Here is a 17066-nt window from a genome sequence, read left to right as displayed (position 1 = left end):
CGCGGCGCGGAGCGCCGGCGCCGCTCCTCCCTGGAGAGGTCATTGAGGGGCAAAGCCCCCAAGGAGCATGCTCGTGCACACGAAACGGATGATGCTGTCGCTCGCGATCCCGATGATCCTCGGCGGATGCGGCGTGAGCGCGGCGGACAGCGACGCAGACGCGGACGGGGGCGAGGAGGCGAGTCAGGAGCAGGCGGCGAGCGCCGCCGACGCCCTGGCCAGGGCCGCGACAGGCACCGTGACGCGCCAGTACGCGTCCCTTTACGTGAAGAACTGGCCCGACACGAACGGCCGGAAGCAATGGACCGACATCACGGTGAACAACCCGAACCCGGTCCCCGCGCAGGTCACGATCACGATTCACCGGACCGGCGGGGGATACCCGCTCGAGGTCATCACGAAGACAATCCCGGCGCGCGGCGCGTACGGCTCGTTCGGCGACGCGGCCTGGCTGGCCATCGACGACAGCGACCCGGCGAACCAGCGCTCGATCGGGTGGATCGAGCTCGCCTCCGACGTCCCTGTGGCGGCCACGAGCCGGGTGGCGCTGCGGGACGGGAGCACGTTCGACGCGCCCGTCGCCCTGCTCGACGACGAGGCGTTCGTGAAATCGCCCTCCACCCGGCTCTTCTCGAGCCTGTTCCTGAAGAACTGGCCCGCCGGCGGCGGCGCCGCCACGCAATGGACGAACCTGATCGTCAACAACCCCGGTGATCAGGCCGCGACGATCACTGTGCGCGTCCACCGGACCGACGGCGGCGGCGTGCTGTCGTCGCTCAGCCGCACCCTCCCGGCGAAGGGCGTGTGGAACTCCTACGGAGACGCGGGCTGGCTCGGCGTCGCGAACTCCGACGCGGCGAACGGGCGCTCGATCGGGTGGGTCGAGGTGCTCTCGACAGCCCCCGTCGTCGCGATGAACCGGTTCACCCTCCGGAGCGGCACAACGTACAGCGCGCCGGCCGTCCACGTCGAGGACGACGCGCTCACGTCGGAGACGTCGACGACCCTGCGCGCCAACCTGTTCGTCAAGAACTGGCCAACGAACAGCGGGCTCTCGCAGTGGTCCAGCGTCGTCGTCAACAACCCGGGCGCGACGGCCGCGTCCCTCCGGGTCGTCGTGCGGGGCAAGGACGGCGCGGTCCTCGGTGATTTCACGAAGACAGTCCCCGCCATGGGGTACTGGAACGCGAGCGGCGACGCGAGCTGGGCCGGCGTCCAGAACAGCGATGTCGCGAACAACCGCTCCGTCGGCTGGGTCGAGATCACGTCGAGCCAGCCTGTCTTCGGGATGAACCGGGTGACGTTTCGCGACGGCAATGCGGCGTCCGCGCCCCTCAGGGACCTCGACGACGGCCCGCTCCAGACGGCCACGTCGCGGAAGCTCTTCGCCCCGTATTACCTCAACAACTGGCCCACGACGAGCGGGCACACGCAGTGGAGCAACGTCATCGTCAACAACCCGAACGATTACCCCACGACCATCACCGTCCGGATCCTGCGAAAGGACGGCACGGGCGACGTGACGTTCTTCACGCGGCAGATCCCCGCGCGCGGCCTCTACAACGCGTACGGCGATCCGAGCTGGGTCAACGCGCCGTTCACGGACGCCGCCAGCAGGCGCTCTGCCGGGTGGGTCGAGATCACCGCGTCGGCGCCGGTCATCGCCATGGACCGCGTGGTGCACCGGGACGGGAGCGCGTTCGACTCGCCCGACGTGCTCTTCGACGACAACGCGCTCGACGGCGGCGTCCTGTCGGCGTGCGACCCGCTCGGGCCGGGGGAGTTCTGCCCGCGGAGCGCCGAGGAGGAGGTGGCGCCGTTCAAGGAGCTCATGATCGTCGACCCCGCGATCGTCGGCGGCGAGCGCGCCTCGAGCGCGGCGGGCGGGCACTTCAGCTTCCGCTGGCTGATGGAGCAGCTCGCGTCGCCCGGCGCCGATCCCTCCGCGCTCGTCGAGCAGTGGCTGTCGGCGGGGTTCTCGGCCGGCTCCGTCAACGGCTTCCCCGTCGAGGACCGCCCGGCCGTGCGCGCCCTGGTCGATTCGTGGCCGAAGATCCCCGGCACGGGCCGGCTCGACCTCTCGCGGTCGCCCTTCGAGCTGCTCGCCATCGTGAACCGGGTCGATCTCTCGTCGGGCGGCGGCGCCGGCGAAGGCCGCTTCGTCTTCGGGCTGAAGCAGGGGAGCTTCGGCGCGCCCATGACCGTGATCTTCGAGTACAAGCTCCCGGCGAGCGCGTCGCGCGAGCTGTGGGCGCAGCGCTTCCACGCGCTCGGCGCCGTCGCCATGGGCCCCGAGCTCGGCGCGCGACTCCAGATGATCACCGACGAGTTCACGGCGCGCGGCGCGAGCCCGTCGGGCGTCAACGGGAGCGCGCTCGGGCAGCTCCGCACGAACGAGAAGCTCGACTTCAGGCCGTGGCAGCTCAGGGAGTTCCACCTGGTGGCCGGCAGCCCGGCACGGCTGCAGATCACGACAACGAAGCAGAACCCGGACGAGAGCCTCGACGTCTCGCGCGCGCTGGCCAGCTTCATCAACGCGAACGCGAGCGGCGTCCTCGCGGGGACAGCGCTCTTTCCGGCGGCGATGCTGGGCGGCGAGTCCAACGCCGAGGTCTTCCGCTGGACGGTGCCCGGCGTCAGCGAGGCGCTGCGCCACGCGTTCGCCACGCAGACATGCAACGGATGCCATGAGTCCGAGCAGCCGAGCCTCGATGGCTTCTATCACGTGTCGCCCGTGACGTCCGGCGGCGCGGACGGCACGGGGAGGCTCTCCCCGTTCCTCCTCGACACGGACCTTCCCGCCCGCGAGCGCTTCCTGCGACAGACGCTCTGCAACGGCAGGTGCCCCGGCGCGGCGCCCGTCCCGGCGGCGCCGGCCCGCGTCCACTGACGACCGGCAGCTCAGATCAGCGCGTCTTCCGGGAGCTCCGCCTGGTGCAGGATCCCATCCGTGAACACCTGGCCGTCGATCTCGTGGTACAGCCGATATTGCACCTTGCGCGCGTCCGGCCGTGGTGACACCGAGCCCGGCGTCGCCGTGGAGCCCTGGAAGAGCTTGCCGTCGAAGCCGTACTGCTGAACCGGGCCCCACCCGGTATACGCCAGCGTGAGCGTCTCGGCGTGGACGAGCGAGTCGCTGCCGTCGAACACATGGACGTCGATCCAGGCGTTCGCGCCCCACGCCGAGCGGCTGACCCACGCCACGAGGTCGAGGTGGACCTGGATGTCCTTGCCGACGCTCGGCCCACCCGCGGGCCTCGGGAACGCGTTCACCTTCGAGATCCGGGCGGAGCGCACGTTGACGAGCTCGGGCCGCTGCTGCGCCCCGGCGCGGTACACGACCGGCTGCGCAGGGACCCGCGGCGGCGGGCCGCCCACGTCGAACCAGTAGTTGTCGCCGAAGCGGCTGTCCCACGCGTCGCACCGCGCGCTGGTCTGAGAGAAGTTGTGAAACCACATCTCCACGTGCGTGGCGTCGTCCGGCACGGAGATCTCCAGCGGCGCGGGCGTGTGCGCGACGACGGCCCCGGGCGGATCCCCCGGAGTCCGCTGCTCCTCGACGACGCTCCCCTGCACGATCTCGCCGCGCGGGTGGAAGCGGACAACCGCGGTGATGTCGCCGATCTCGGCGCCGCGCCACGTCGTGAAGCACCGCGACAGGCGGGCAGTTGCGTAGTCGATCCTGAGCCTCCCCCCGCGCTCGATCTCGCCCTGCTGCGCGTGCAGCCACCCGGGGAAGAACTGCAGAACAGCGATCGTCGCCATGGAACCCTCCTCGATGAGCAGGTGCCGAGGAGCGGGCCAGATCGCGCTTCTCGGCGCCGCGGCCACGGTCGCACGCTTCGCGGGCGCGTTCAAGCCCGCCCCGGGCGTCGAGCCCGTCGACCGCACGGGCGCGCGGGACACTCGCGTGTGTCGCGGTCGAGCGCGCGGCTCTCCAGCGACTTCGATCGCGCTGGCCTGCTGTCTTCGCCCATCTCATCATGGGATTCCAGGCGGGCGGCGTGCTGGGGGGAACATCATGGATCAAAGCGGGCGAATCCGGTCGCTCGACGGCCTTCGTGCCGTCTCGGTGACCATGGTCGTGATTGCGCACCTCGCGAGGAACACGGGCGTCTTCGCGCGCTTCGATCTGGGCAACCTCGGCGTGCGCGTCTTCTTCGTCCTGTCCGGATTCCTCATCACCACGCTGCTCGCGCGCGAGCACGCGGCGACCGGGCGAATTTCCCTCTCGGCGTTCTACCTGCGGCGCACGCTGCGCATCTTCCCGCCGTTCTACGCCCTCGTGCTCGCCGTCGCGGCCGCGCGCGCCGCGGGCGTCGTCGCGCTGCCCTGGTCCGACGTCGCCCACGCGGCCACGTACACCATGAATTACAACACGGCAGATCGCGGCTGGATCCTCGGCCACACATGGTCGCTCGCCGTGGAGGAGCAGTTCTATCTGCTCTGGCCCGCGGCCCTCGCCCTCGCCGGATTCCGCCGCGGCCTCGCCGTCGCCGCGCTCGCCATGCTCGCCGCGCCGCTCGTGCGCGTGACGACCTACCTGGCCTTCCCGGCGGCCCACGCCGGCATCGGCGAGACCTTCCCCACCGTGGTCGACGCGCTCGCCGCCGGCTGCGCTCTCGCCCTCGCGCGCGACGCCCTCTGGCGGTGGCCGCTTTACCGCCGCTTCCTCGGCTCACCCGCCTTCATCGCCGTGCCGCTCGTCGCGCTCGTGGCCCATGCGGGCGGCAAGCACCCTCTCTTCTCCTTCTTCGTCGGCACCAGCCTCGTGAACTCCGCCGTCGCGCTCGTGGTCGACCGCGTCGTGCGCTTCCCCGACGGCCCTATCGGCCGCTTCCTCGATCGCCGCCCCGTCGCCCTCGTCGGCGTCGCCAGCTATTCGATCTACCTCTGGCAGCAGCCCTTCCTCGACGCCCGCTCGAACGCCTGGTGGACCGCTTTCCCGCAGAACCTGGTCCTGGCTGGGCTCTGCGCCGCGGCGTCCTATCACCTCATCGAGCGCCCGCTCTTCCGGCTCCGCCTCTCCCTCGACCTCCGCCGTGCGCCGCAGGCGGCCCGGCCGGCGCGGCAGGCCGCGTAGCGGCGCGCCGTCGACCCTTACTTCCCTCGGCGCGGGAGGATCTCCTGCAGCGCGCTCTCCAGGCGCCGCTCGACCTCGGGATCGTCGAGCGTGGGCGTTATCTCGCCGGGCACGACGCGCGCGCGCATGATGACCCGCGCGTAGATGAAGGCGCTGCGCGCGCTCGGAGGGTCCTGGTGGCCGAGGCAGGAGCGGAGGAGCTGGTACGCACGGCCCTTCATGACGCCTCCGCGGCCCGCATGCGCGCGGCGGTGGTGATGATCCGTCGCACGGCGGCGGAGGCCGTCTCGTGCGCGGCGAACGCGTCCCGCACGACGTGGGCCGCCCTCGCGGCGGCGCCCTGGTCGAGCGTGCCCTGCAGCACGCCCTCGGCGAGGCGGACGAGCGGGCCTATCTCGACCATGTCCGTCGCGAGCGAGCGCGTCGCCTGGGCGATCTCGGCGGCCACCTCGGCCGGGGCGGAGCGCGCGAGGGCCATGGCGTCGTCGGCCAGCTCCTCCGCGATCGCGAACATGTCGCGGTAGCAGTCGACCGCCGCGCTCAGGTCGTCCGGGCCCGGCGCGTCCGGCGGCGCGTCCCCCAGCGCCGCCGCCGCGCTGTGCGCCGCGGCGATCGCGGGCGCGATCGCCGCGAGCGCGTGCTCCAGCGTGCGCGCTGTCTGCTCGAGCCGGGCGAGGCGCTCGTTCGTGGCGCTGCTCCGCGGCGCTGCGTCGGCCACCAGCGCCTCGAGCCGCGCCCCCACCTCGCCGCCGAGCGCCTCGAGCCCCTCGACAACGCGCGGCCCGAAGCTGCGGGGCACGCCGTCGAGCACGCACAGCGAGCCGAGCACGTGACCGCGCACCCGCAGGGGCACCCCGGCGTAGGCGCGGATGCCGTAGCGCTCGACGAGCTCCCTGGGCACCCGAGGGTCGCTCTCCGCGTCCTCGATGACGAGCGGCGCCTCGTGGCGCACCACGAGCTGGCAGAAGGAGTTGCTCCGCGAGGTCGCGCAGCTCACGCACAGCTCCGGCGGCAGCCCGTGGTGCGCGCGAAAGAGCTGGATGTGCCGGACCACCAGGCTCACGAGCGCCATGGGCGCTCCGGCGAGCTGCGCCGCGCGCGCGACGCAGGTGTCGAGGAGGGCGTCCGTGTCGGCGTGCATCAGCACGTGATGCAGCTCGGTGAGGCGCGCGGGGTCGTTCAGATCGGCCATGAGGGGGGTGCTCTTGCGGGCGAGGAGGGGCGTCCGGTCCAGGCCCGGGCAGGACGCGACAGCGCCCGGGGTGAAATGTTAACTCAACCGCGTGCCCTTGGCCGCTCCCCGCAGGACCGGTAGCGCTCAAACGGTCCGGCGCTCCAGGAGGCGGCGAGATTTCCGCCGCCTGGAGCGCGTGGCGCAGGCACGCGATCTCGCGCGCGGCGCGCTCCGGCTCGCCCGGATCGGGCGCGCAGCGCTTCGCGACGAACGCCCGGTCGGCGACGAAGACGTGGTGCTTGTACGCGAGGAGGTAGCTGCGCGGCGCCTCCGGCAGCGCCGCGACGTGGGCGCGCGCCTCGTCGTGGGTCGCGAACCAGTGGTGCAGCGCGCCGGCGTCCCGGCCGTAGAGCAGCGTCCCGAGCTCGGGCGCGCCGGGCTCTCCCTCGAGGGCGCGCCGCGCGCGCTCCCAGCTCGTGAAGCCGCACTCGCGCGCGACCACAGCGAGGCAGTGCTTGCGGCGGACGCCGGGCGCGCCAGAGCGCAGCTTGCGCTCCACTGGCAATCTTCCAGCCAGCGTCCGCAACTCCTCTTGCGGGGTGGGATTGGCCCCGACAACCACGATCATCGGACGCCTTTGCTCTCGATCGTGTACGATGCAAGCGTGGCGGATCTCGACGCGATCTCGGATCGAACCCATGTGGCTGCGGGGGCAGACTTCGCGTTCGTGATCACCCGGCGGGGGCGGCTCGTCACCCGCCGAGCGCCGAGCGACATGCCCGAGGAGGGCCGCAGCCGGATCGTCGAGGCCGCGCTGAGCCTCGGGGATCGCGGCCGGCTCGGGCATGTGGAGCTGCCGCGCGAGGAGCTGGTCCCGTACGGGGGCGCGGCGCCCATCGACGTGTACTTCGGCGTGGCCGCCGAGGCGATCCTCTGCGTCGTCATGCCCACGTGGGCGGATCGGGAGGGCGTGCTGCCCGCGATCGAGCGCGGCCTTCGCTCCATCGACGAGGGCGCCACGGCGGAGCCGCGCCCGGTCCGCGCGGGGCACCGGCGCACCCGATCGCGCCCGCGCGGGGAGGCGGCGACTTCCCTGGCGCGCCGCCCGGGCGCCGAGGTCCGCGAGCCGCCGCCGTCGACCTGCGTTGTCGCGGCCCCCTGCGAGCCGCCGCCGCCCTCCAGGCGCGCCGCGCCGCCGCCGCCGCCGCCGCCGCCGCCGGCCCACAGGCGCAGCGCCGTCGCGGGCCTCATCCTCCTCGCCAACGGTGGGCCGCCCCGCTCGCTGGCCCGCCCGGTGCTGCTCCGGGACGCGCCCCCGCCGCCGGCGGGCGCGCCACGGGAGCTCGTCGGCGCGCCGCCGTCGCTGCCCGAGATCCGGCTCGGCGCGGCCCCGGTGGGCCAAGAGAGCCTGGCCGCGATCGAGGCCGAGCTGCAGCAGCCCGCGCGCCCCGGATCGATGCCCGAGGCGCTGCGCTTCGATCTGGTGAGCATCAGCCGCGAGAGCCTGCTGGAGATCGCGGCCGAGGAGGCGCGCCAGGCGACCGCGGGGCCGCGGCCGTCGATGCCGCTGGTGCGCCCCGAGCGCTTCACCCGCCCCTGGGTGGAGGCGCCCGAGGACGCGCGGCGCATGGCCGACGCCGAGAAGGGCGCCCGCAAGACCGCGCCCCCGGCGCTGGACGTCGAGGTCGTCGAGCCCGAACACGAGCTCACCGACGCGGCGCCCGCGGATCGGCGCACCTGCCCGGGTTGAACGTCGCGCTCGCCGCGGGTCGGCGTCAGGACGCCACGCTCTCCGCGCGAGGGATGACGGATCCACCGTCCCGGCCGGCCCGCGCGACGGACGCGCCCCCTGCGCGCGCCGGAGCAGCGGATCCCCACGGCGTGCTGCTGGAGCAGCAGCGCGACAGCAGCGCTCCTGTCCCGCCTCGCCCCGGCGCCGCCTGAGAGCCGCCGCGCGATCGCCGGCGAGCCTCCGCACACGCTCCCGACCGACCTGCGGTACGGGAGTTGCTCCTCGCCCCGCGCTCGCAATCCGCCGTTCATGGCGTCGCGCCTTCCGCGGCTCCGACCCCGCACGTACCCGCGAGCTCGATGGACAAGGAGTCTCCCGTGACCGCCTCACGCCGACCCGGCAAGCTGCACCTCAATGCGTTCCTGATGACGATAGGACACCACGAGTCGGCGTGGCGGTTCCCCGAGAGCAACCTGACCGGCACGTGGGACGTGGCCCACTACAGGCACCTCGCCCGCGTGGCCGAGCGAGGCACCTTCGACTCGATCTTCTTCGGCGACGGCCCCGCGCTGCAGGGCGACATCCGGTACAGGCCCGTCGGGCGGCTCGACCCGACAGCGCTGCTGCCGGCGCTGGCCGCGGCGACCGAGCGGATCGGGCTCGTGGCCACGGCGTCGACAACGTACAACGAGCCTTACAACCTGGCCCGCCGCTTCGCCACGATAGACCACATCAGCGGGGGCCGGGCGGGGTGGAACATCGTCACCACCGCGGGGAGCGACGCGGCCCAGAACTTCGGCCTGGACGAGGTGCCGGAGCACCGGCACCGGTACGAGCGCGCGGCCGAGTTCGTCGATGTGTGCCTCAAGCTGTGGGATAGCTGGGAAGACGACTTCCTGATCGGCGACAAGGCGACAGGGCGCTTCGCGGACGGCGACAGGATCCACCGCATCGACCACGAGGGCCGGTTCTTCCGCGTGCGCGGCCCGCTCAACGTGCCGCGCACGCCGCAGGGCCACCCGCTCCTCGTGCAGGCCGGCTCCTCGGAGGATGGCAGGGAGTTCGCCGCCCAGTACGCCGAGGCGGTGTTCACCGCGCAGCAGACGCTGGCCGAGGGGCAGGTGTTCTACGCGGACCTCAAGCGGCGGGTCGCCGCGTTCGGCCGGAACCCGGCGCTCGTGAAGATCCTGCCGGGGATCGTGCCCGTGCTCGGGGGGACCGAGGAGGAGGCCCGGCGGCGCGAGGACGAGCTGGCGGAGCTCCAGGTGCCCGCCTACGGCCTGAAGCAGCTCTCCGGGCTGATCGGCGTCGAGCTGACCGAAGCGGACCTGGACAGGCCGCTGCCCCCCGTTGTCGACGTGAAGGCGGTGCGGGGGATGCAGAGCCGCTTCGCCCTCGTCACCGACCTCGCGCGGCGGGAGGACCTCACCGTGCGGCAGCTCCTTGCGCGGCTCGGGGGCGGCCGCGGACACCGCACGTTCACCGGCACGCCGGAGCAGGTGGCGGACACGATCGAGGAGTGGTTCACGCACGGGGCGGCGGACGGCTTCAACGTGATGCCGCCGCTGCTCCCCTCCGGCCTGGAGGCGTTCGTCGACCACGTGGTGCCCATCCTGCGGCGGCGCGGCCTGTTCCGCACCGAATACGAGGGCACGACGCTGCGCGACCACTACGGGCTCCCCCGGCCGGAGAACCGGTTCGCGCTGCGCCGGGCGGCCGGCGGCCAGGCCGCCGCCGCGCTGGCGCGCTGAACGCGCGCGGCGGAGCGCACCGCGGCGGGCGACGGCGCCGGCTCGCTGTTCCTGGCCCAACCGTCTTCAGAAGCTTCCGAGGGGGCGCCCGACGCGGCACCGTGGTAGAACGCGGGCTGGCTCGTCGCATGGGAAGCAACCTGGAATCGGCCATCGCCGTCCTCAATGGATTCCTCGGCGACTACCTGAGGCGGACGACCAACGGCCTCGAGACAACGATGCAGCTCGTCCGCGAGGGGCGCCCGGTGCCGCTCGCCGCGGCGCTCCCCGCGGACGCCGCGGCGTCGGCCACGCCGCGCGTCGTCGTGCTCGTGCACGGGTTGATGAGCACCGAGGGCGTCTGGACGATGCCGGACGGCGAGACGTACGGATCGCGGCTCGCGCGCGACCTCGGCTACACGCCGCTCTACGTACGGTACAACAGCGGCCTCCGCGTCTCCGAGAACGGGGAGGTCCTGGATGGCCTCCTCGAGGAGCTCGTCCGTCGCTATCCCGTTCCCGTGGAGGAGCTGGCCATCATCGGCCACAGCATGGGCGGCCTTGTCGCGCGCAGCGCCGCGCACGCGGCGAGCGACAAGGGGCGGAGGTGGCTGCCCGTGCTGAAGCGGGCCTTCTATCTCGGCACACCGCACCTCGGCGCCCCTCTGGAGCGCGTTGGCAGCGTCGTCACGTGGGCGCTCGGGCGCATCGACAATCCGTACACGAAGCTCATCGCCGACATCGCGAACCTCCGCAGCAGCGGTATCAAGGACCTGGCCTATGCCAACCTGCGCCGAGAGGACTGGGAGGGCGCCGGCGCGGACGCCCTGCTCCAGAACCGGCGCCACCCCGTGCCCCTGCTCCCGCACGTCCGCCACCACCTCATCGCCGGTGCGCTCACGGCCGACCCGCGGCTCTCGCTCCTGTTCGGGGACGCGGTCGTCTCGCTGAGGAGCGCCACGGGGAGGGCGGTGGCCAGGGATCGGTGCTCGCCGTTCCCGCAGGAGCACGTGCGGATCATGCCGGCGCTCGGCCACCTGCGCCTGGCCCGCGACCCGGGCGTCTACGCGCAGATCCGCGCGTGGTGCGAGGAGGCGGCGTGATGGAGCGGTGGCGCGGCCTGAAGGACCTCGTGCAGGATGCGGTCGACAACGGCTCGCGGGCCGTGGAGCGCCTGCAGAAGCACGCGGCGAAGCTGCCCTTCGACCTGCTGGAGCAGATCCCTCCGATCGCGACGCCGGTGAAGGGGATCCGGCTCGTCCACAACACCCTGGTGTCCGGCGTCCACGTGGCGATCCGCCTCGTCAACCGGGTCGCCGGGTACACGATCGATGGGGTCCTCTTCGTCGTCGAGCAGCAGAAGGAGCCAGCGGGGACGCCGGGCGAGGGCGAGGCGAGCGCGCCGGCCGCGCCGGATGGCGGTCGAGGGACAGAGCGCGCCAGCCCGTGAACCCCCCGCCGGTGCCACAGGCATCCCGGCGCGTTGCTTGCTCCGCCCCGAAGCGGGCGGGTATCCTGCCGCGCCGCGATGGAACTCGAGAACCGAACTCCGTTTCCTGCGCTGGAGTACGACGTCGTCGACGCTCGGGGCGACGAATCGCACGTCGTCGTCGCGCGGGGCAGCTACGCGCTGCGCGCCGCGCCGGAGGCGGGGGAGAGCGACGGCGCGAGGATCACCCACGTCGCCGCCCTCACCGAGGGGGAGCTCGTCGTCTCGGATGTGGCTCACGGCGAGATGAACCGGAGCAGCGTCAAGTACGAGAGCGATCTTGCGCAGAGCAAGCCGAGGTGCGACGTCATCGTGATCGGCTCGGCGCACGCTCCGGCCGGCGAGGCCGTGGCGCGCGTGGACGTGCGCGTCCGCGTCCGGCGCCTGGCCGCGATACCCAACCTGGCGGGAGCCTGCACGCTGCTGGATCACCGCCTGGCCGTCCGCGGGGCGCGTTCGTTCGAGCGCAAGGACGAGGGATGGGCGCTGACGGATCCGGAGCCCTTCGAGGCGCTGCCGCTCCGCTACGAGCACGCCTTCGGCGGCCAGCTCAAGGTGTACGCCGACGACGACGCCGCGAAGCGGCTCGACGACGCGCACCGGCTGAGCGAGGAGGCGCGCCGGGCGCACCCGGAGGTGGGCGCTGCCCCGGTGGCGCACGCGACCTGCGCGTACAATCCGCTCGGCGTCGGCTTCCTCGAGGGCTGGTACGCCGACGCGGCCGAGGTGAAGCGCTGGCCGGCCCCGCGGATCGAGGCGCCCGGCGCCGGGATCACGGCGGAGATCTTCGCGAGGATGGTGGCGGGCGAGGTGCGCGCCGGCGAGGTGCCGGAGCTGTCGCCGCGCGGGGTCGGCGTCATCGCCAAGCCGTGGCAGCCGCGGCTGAACCTGGCCGGCACCTTCGATGATCGCTGGCTCGCCGAGCGCTGGCCGTACATGCCGCCCGACTTCGACATGGCCTACTGGAACGGCGCGCACCCCGACATGCAGTGCGACTACCTGTTTGGCGGCGAGCTCGCGGAGCTGTGGAATCTGCTGCCGCGGAGCGCGCCCGGCGTGGCGCCCGAGACCGCGGGCACGGCCTGCCGCTTCCACGTGCCCGAGGCCGCCGTTGTCGTCCGGCTCACCGGCAAGGACGACGCGGTGAGCTTCGCCGCCGTGCCCATCGACACGGTCATCGTCGACCTCGACCAGATGCGCCTGTCGCTCGTGTGGCGCGCGCGCATCCCGGCGTCGCTCGAGGTCGAGGGCACGAGCCTCCTGGCGCTCGGGTACATGAAACAGACGGGTGAGGCCTAGTCGAGGCACGGAGGAAGAACATGCCGATCGGAGCTCGAAAGGACAGCAGCTTCTACGCGGTCACCATGGCCCCTGACGTGTGCTTGACCCCGGTGGGCGGCGCGATGGTGCCGGTCCCGTACATGCTCTACGCCAGCTTCGACGGCAGCATGAAGTGCATCGAGAACGTGAACCTCAACGGCAAGCCCAGCTACGTCTACGATCACAGCCAGGCGCCGACCGTCCAGGGGGACGAGCCCGGCACCGGCGGCGGCGTCAAGTCGGGCGTGAACAAGGGCAAGGTGTGGGCGCACGAGGCGTCGACGAACGTCCGCGCCGACGGCCGGCGCATCGTGCGCAGGGGCGATCGCTGCTGGATGAACGTGAAGGCTTGACGCCGTGGCCCTCCCTCCCAGCGCGCAGATCGACGCAGCCGTTCGAGGCGAGACGCCCGGCGATGGCAACCCACCCGCCAACGCGCTCGGGCGCGTCTACACGACACAGAGAGAGGGGACGCAGGTGGCGCTGCTCGACGAGCAGCTCGCCCGCCAGCTCGCGGCGGAGGCCGCCAGGAAGGCGGCGGAGGATGCCGCCAAGCGGGCGGCGCCGGGCGCCCTGTCCGCCCTCGGCCCGGCGGCCGGCGGAGCGGCCGCCGGCGCGGGGGTGTGGGGCATGCTCGCCGGCGCCATCGGCCTGGTCGGCATCTCGCGGACCCAGGCCCTCACCGAGGACGCGCTCACCGATCCGTACCATCGGCCGATGCGCACGCCCTTCCTGGGCCTGGACATGGGCCTCAGCACCCGCGCGACCCCGAGGCTCGACAGCAACGTCCAGGTCAGGCGCCCCCCGTGCCTCGTGGGGCGGCACGGCGATCTCAAGAGGATCTGCAAGCTGCTGCCGGGCGAGGGCTCTCAGTCGCACCACATCGTCCCCGACGAGTTCGTGCGGTCGGGCACGCGCAACGGCTCCGCGTACAGGATCATCTCCGAGGACGACGGCGCCGCCATCTGCATCCCCGGGAACGCCTTCATCAAGGGCACGCTGCACAACGCCATCCACGCGGACCTGAACAACATCCTCAACAGCAAGGTCGCCGCCGGCGAGTCGACCGACGGCACCCTCCCGCTCTCCGAGGTGATCGGATCGTCGCTCCGCGTGACGGTCGCGTACAAGCCGGAGTGTACTGCCCAGATCATCCGCGAGGTGGGCAGGGCGTTTCAAGGGGTCGACACCACCCAGCGAGTCAAGATCAGATGAACCCGAGCGGCGCGGATCCCCGAGCCATGCCGGACGAGCCCGGCGACACCCCGATGACGATCACGGGCGCGCTCGCCCTGAGCGCCTCCAGCGTCTATCTCTCGGCGACCTTCTCCACGCCGGGGGATTACACCCCACATACAAGGCTCTTCCTGTACGACGAGGGCAGCGCCCCGCCGTGGACGGCGCATGACGCCGGCTTCTTCACTGTCGGGCTGGAGAAGCATGCGGCCCCCGGGGAAGCGGTCGCGCTGTGCGCGCTCTCCCTGGACGGCGAGGTCGAGCTCTGGTCTCCGCGGGGCGCGGCGCTCGAGCAGATCCCGGAGGCCGGGCTCTACCGGCCGACGTCGAAGGGATACGGCTTCCTCACGGCGCTGCGCCGCGTCGGCGACCGCCTGTTCGCCTGCGGGAGCGCGGGGCAGGTGTACCGGAGGCTCGCTCCCGGCCGCTGGGCGCACGCGGACGCGGGCCTCCTCCAGGCGCCCGGCGTGGACTTCAAGGACCTCGTGAGGCCCATCGACCTCCAGGGGCCAGCGGAGGACGACATCTACCTGGCCGCCCAGCAGCTCGGCCCGCTCGGGCTCGAAGGGAGCCTGTATCACCTGGGCGGCCTGCGGTGGCGCCGCCTCGTGGTGCCGTCGATCGGCGGGCTCAACGCGGTTCACGTCGAGAGCGCGCAGCGCATCTGGGTGTGTGGGCACGAGGGCGCGCTGCTCGTCGGCAATCACCGCGACGGCTTCCTGAGCGTGTCGAAGGAGAGGAGCCCGCACCTCTTCCACGCCGTCGCCATGTACAAGGAGACCCTCTATCTCGGGTCGAACTTCGGCCTCTTCCGCTACGACCTCGAGCGCCGGCGCGTCGTGCGGGTGCGCACCGGCCTGGAGCAGGAGCTGCGCTACATTCACACGATCGAGCAGGCCGGCGGCGTCCTCTGGTGCGTCGGCCCCACGGACGTCGCGCGCTTCGACGGCGAGGCGTGGACCCGCGTCCATGCCCCGGAGGCGCCGAAGAGCGCGGGCTGAGGCGGCCGCCCGAACGCGGACGGCGCGGGTCGACCTACGGCGCTGCGCCCGCGGGGGCTCGCTCCCGCGCCGCTTGCCCGAACAGCCGGGCCGATGTGAGCCACAGCGCGACGAAGAACCCCGTCAGGATCAAGGTGTACCCCAACCCGGCGATCAGGGCGATCGCGGCGACCAGCGCCTGAGCGAGCGCCGTCGCGACGAGCGCGCGTTCCATTCCATGGGGCCGGAAGCGTGCGATGAAGGCCCCGACGACCCCGACGGCGAGGACGCCGCCATACATCAAATTGGCGGGGTTCTCCTCATTCCCGATGATGCCGACGGCGAGGTTCATCCAGACGAGGATGAACGCTGTCGCGAGCGCAACGCCGACGGCGGCTCTGTACGCCTTGTTGCCCGTCGCCCTCGCCGCCAGCTCGTAGGTGCCGCAAGCGCCGGCCAGCATGGCGCCGAAGATGGCGAAATCCGCCAGGTCCCAGGCCACCTCTCCGGTGAACTGCATCGCGACCAAGGGCAGCAGCAGGACGAGCGCTGCAGCGCCCCAGATCGCCATCCTCCGAGGGTTTCCGCGCCGTCCGCCTCCGTCGTCCGTCGTTCCTGCCATTGCCTTGCCTCCGTCCATGCGTGAGGCCTTCAACCTAGCTCACACGACGGGTGAGCGGCATGAGCAACCCGTGGAGCTTGGTGGAGCAGCTCGTGGAGTTTCGGTGGAGGACGGCGCCTGGCCGAGGAACAGGCTTGCCGGGATCACGGCCTGTGCTTGGACGGCCTGGGCGTGAGAGGCGAAGAGGCCTCCGGAGGGGCGAGCAGGGTCGTCCGATGTCTTCTCTGCTGCTCTCTGGACAGGGGTTAACCGCGACGCCGGCGTGCCGAGCGGAGCGCGGCGATCGGCGCGAGCGCAGCCAGCGCCAGCCAGCCGGCCCCCGCGCCTCGATCCGACCCGGCCGCGCGACAACCGCAGCCGCCCTCCTCGCCCGCATTGGCGTCGTTCCCGCCGCTCGAGGTGTCGCCCCCTGCGCCACCGCTGCCCGGCGTGCCGCCGCCCGGACCGCCGCCGCCCACGCCGCCGCCGCCCACGCCGCCGCTGCCCGCGCCGCCGCTGCCCACGCCGCCGCCCACGCCGCCGCCCTCGACATCGCCGTTGAGCTCGTAAGCGCCGACGTCGATGGTGTCGACAGTCATGCGGCCGACGGCGCTCGCGGGGTGCACGTAGTGATACCTGGGGGTCAGGTCGAACCCCTCGGCCTGCCCCGGCGCGACGCCCTTGTCCACGGCCGGCGAGCCCACCTGCGGGCGGTAGTCGAAGCCCGCCTTGTCGACGAGCATCGCGTCCCCCTGGACGTTGCCCTCCTGCACCGCATCCTCCTGCGTGACGATCGTCCCGGGCCCGACGAAGAGGTTGTTGCGGACGAGCGCCGGCGCGACGCCGTCGGCGATGTTCACGAACGTGCCGCCGTTCTGGCGATCGTTCACGAGCGTATTGTTCACCACGAAGAGCGACTTGCTGGGGTTGGAGGCGCCCTCGACGGCGTAGGTGATAACCCCGCCGTTGTCGGTGTTCGGGCTCTGCTGGATGAGGTTGCCGAGGATGATCGTCTTGCCGCCGTTGGGCACGTCGATCTCGTAGCTGTTGTTGCCGTCCTCGCCCGTGAGCCGGTTGTACAGGATGTGGCTCTCGAGCGCGCGCGTCTTGAGCAGATGACCGATCTTCGCGTGGTGCGAGTAGTTGTACTGGAAGACGAGCTTGTCGACGCGGTTGATGTACAGGTTGTGCGACTGGCCGTCGCCGAATCCGTTGTTCGCGAACTCGGTGTACTCGATGAGGATGGTGCTCCCCTGCTTGTCGCCCGCGAGGATGCCGTCGTCGTTGTCGTGGAAGTAGCACCCGCGCACCGTGAGGTTCACGCCCTCCTGGCGGATCCCGGCGCCGTTCTGATCGGGCACCGTGGTGCCGCTGAACTCGATGTTCTCGACAACTGTGTCATCGCCCTGGATCACCCAGATCGCCTTGCCGCCGGAGCTCTTCCCGGCCGCGTCGATCTTCGCGCGCCCGCCCACGCCGCGCAGGGTGAGGCCGTTCCTGGGGATCGCGCAGACGTCGCCATCGTAGTCGCCGGCCGCGTCGATCTCGATGACGTCGTTGTCCGCCGCCGCGGACACGGCCTGGCACGGCGTCGCGTACGTCTTGCCGGGCCCGACCGAGAGCGTCGCCGCGGAGGCCGCCGGGCTCGCCGCGAGGGTGAACAGAAGCGTCGCACTCGAAACGAGGGAACCAAGAATCAGACGCGTACCCATCGAAGGCTC

Annotated in this window: 15 protein-coding genes; 10 read left to right on the top strand and 5 right to left on the bottom strand. The window is 72.2% G+C overall.

Annotated features, from left to right (window positions below; all coding sequences use genetic code 11):
* Positions 1-73 precede the first annotated feature (73 nt).
* Positions 74-2890 carry a hypothetical protein gene (locus WMF42_RS24995; RefSeq protein ID WP_437685181.1) on the top strand — a complete coding sequence of 939 codons (2817 nt, stop codon included), beginning with the start codon at positions 74-76 and terminating at the stop codon, positions 2888-2890.
* A gap of 11 nt (positions 2891-2901) precedes the next feature.
* Here the strand turns inward: WMF42_RS24995 and WMF42_RS24990 are convergent, their stop codons facing one another.
* Complete coding sequence (locus WMF42_RS24990) at positions 2902-3765, bottom strand: DUF6209 family protein (protein ID WP_061607962.1); 864 nt, start codon at positions 3763-3765, stop codon at positions 2902-2904.
* Here WMF42_RS24990 and WMF42_RS24985 point away from each other — a divergent pair.
* Positions 3764-5083: an acyltransferase family protein gene (locus tag WMF42_RS24985; protein WP_437685179.1), complete on the top strand. Its 1320-nt coding sequence runs from the start codon at positions 3764-3766 to the stop codon at positions 5081-5083. The genes WMF42_RS24990 and WMF42_RS24985 overlap by 2 nt on opposite strands.
* Before the next feature lie 17 nt (positions 5084-5100).
* Here the strand turns inward: WMF42_RS24985 and WMF42_RS24980 are convergent, their stop codons facing one another.
* Both WMF42_RS24980 and WMF42_RS24975 read right to left on the bottom strand, forming a co-directional pair.
* The gene (locus WMF42_RS24980; protein ID WP_061607958.1) at positions 5101-5304 is read right to left on the bottom strand and encodes a hypothetical protein; all 204 of its coding nucleotides are present in this window, start codon (positions 5302-5304) and stop codon (positions 5101-5103) included.
* Positions 5301-6275, bottom strand: coding sequence for a GAF domain-containing protein (locus WMF42_RS24975; RefSeq protein WP_061607957.1), 975 nt, complete (start codon positions 6273-6275; stop codon positions 5301-5303). Before WMF42_RS24975 ends, WMF42_RS24980 begins: the two co-directional genes overlap by 4 nt.
* A 646-nt stretch (positions 6276-6921) precedes the next feature.
* Here WMF42_RS24975 and WMF42_RS24970 point away from each other — a divergent pair.
* The 8 genes from WMF42_RS24970 (at position 6922) to WMF42_RS24935 (ending at position 14765) form a co-directional block, all read left to right on the top strand.
* Positions 6922-8007, top strand: coding sequence for a hypothetical protein (locus WMF42_RS24970; protein ID WP_437685177.1), 1086 nt, complete (start codon positions 6922-6924; stop codon positions 8005-8007).
* Positions 8008-8348: 341 nt separating this feature from the next.
* On the top strand, positions 8349-9740 hold the full coding sequence (locus WMF42_RS24965) for an LLM class flavin-dependent oxidoreductase (RefSeq protein WP_437685175.1): 1392 nt from the start codon (positions 8349-8351) through the stop codon (positions 9738-9740).
* 128 nt (positions 9741-9868) lie between these two features.
* A complete protein-coding gene (locus tag WMF42_RS24960) occupies positions 9869-10822 on the top strand; it encodes a lipase family alpha/beta hydrolase (protein WP_437685173.1) in 954 nt (317 codons plus the stop codon).
* Positions 10822-11169, top strand: a complete 348-nt coding sequence (locus WMF42_RS24955; protein WP_437685171.1) for a hypothetical protein — start codon at positions 10822-10824, stop codon at positions 11167-11169. Before WMF42_RS24960 ends, WMF42_RS24955 begins: the two co-directional genes overlap by 1 nt.
* A 78-nt stretch (positions 11170-11247) precedes the next feature.
* Positions 11248-12507, top strand: a complete 1260-nt coding sequence (locus WMF42_RS24950; RefSeq protein ID WP_437685169.1) for a DUF2169 family type VI secretion system accessory protein — start codon at positions 11248-11250, stop codon at positions 12505-12507.
* Positions 12508-12527: 20 nt separating this feature from the next.
* A complete protein-coding gene (locus tag WMF42_RS24945) occupies positions 12528-12881 on the top strand; it encodes a DUF4150 domain-containing protein (protein WP_061611241.1) in 354 nt (117 codons plus the stop codon).
* Positions 12882-12885: 4 nt separating this feature from the next.
* Entirely contained in the window at positions 12886-13743 is an 858-nt protein-coding gene (locus tag WMF42_RS24940; protein ID WP_061611240.1) for a hypothetical protein, read from the top strand.
* Positions 13744-13769: 26 nt separating this feature from the next.
* Positions 13770-14765 (top strand): hypothetical protein, encoded by a 996-nt coding sequence (locus WMF42_RS24935; RefSeq protein ID WP_437685167.1) that lies wholly within the window; start codon positions 13770-13772, stop codon positions 14763-14765.
* A gap of 34 nt (positions 14766-14799) precedes the next feature.
* On the opposite strand, the gene WMF42_RS24930 is transcribed toward WMF42_RS24935, so the two are convergent.
* Positions 14800-15315 carry a hypothetical protein gene (locus tag WMF42_RS24930; protein WP_434041066.1) on the bottom strand — a complete coding sequence of 172 codons (516 nt, stop codon included), beginning with the start codon at positions 15313-15315 and terminating at the stop codon, positions 14800-14802.
* A gap of 296 nt (positions 15316-15611) precedes the next feature.
* A complete protein-coding gene (locus WMF42_RS24925; RefSeq protein WP_437685166.1) occupies positions 15612-17057 on the bottom strand; it encodes a right-handed parallel beta-helix repeat-containing protein in 1446 nt (481 codons plus the stop codon).
* Positions 17058-17066 lie beyond the last annotated feature (9 nt).

Origin of the sequence: Sorangium sp. So ce176 (assembly GCF_051519835.1) — a bacterium.
Lineage (GTDB): Bacteria > Myxococcota_A > Polyangia > Polyangiales > Polyangiaceae > Sorangium > Sorangium cellulosum_G.
This window is presented reverse-complemented; position numbering and strand designations above follow the sequence as displayed.